This window comes from Rhodoplanes roseus (assembly GCF_003258865.1).
In the GTDB taxonomy this organism is placed as follows: Bacteria; Pseudomonadota; Alphaproteobacteria; order Rhizobiales; family Xanthobacteraceae; genus Rhodoplanes; species Rhodoplanes roseus.
Window position 1 is genome coordinate 1 of sequence record NZ_NPEX01000789.1, and the last position, 279, is coordinate 279.

Genomic DNA, 279 nt, shown 5'->3' on the forward strand with positions numbered 1-279 from the left:
CGTCTGCCTCGCCCGAAGGCGGCGTCCAGCGCAGCACCGGCTTTCGGGCTGCACTCGTCTCGTCGAGCCTGCGACGCGGCGCAAACCGGGGGGCATCGACGAAGCGGGACGTGTCACCCGCAGTCGCGGCCATGACGAGATCGCGCAGCGTCGCCGTAAAGAGATCGAGCGAGGCGCGGCTTTCCGATTCCGTCGGCTCGATCAGCATCGCGCCCTTGACCACCAAGGGGAAATACATGGTCATCGGATGGAAACCCTCGTCGATCATCGCCTTGGCGA

At 65.9% G+C, this 279-nt stretch carries 1 pseudogene; it reads right to left on the reverse strand.

Going from position 1 to position 279, the window contains the following annotated elements:
• Positions 1–279: pseudogene (locus tag CH341_RS32415) on the reverse strand (aminomethyl-transferring glycine dehydrogenase subunit GcvPB); the annotation flags it as partial.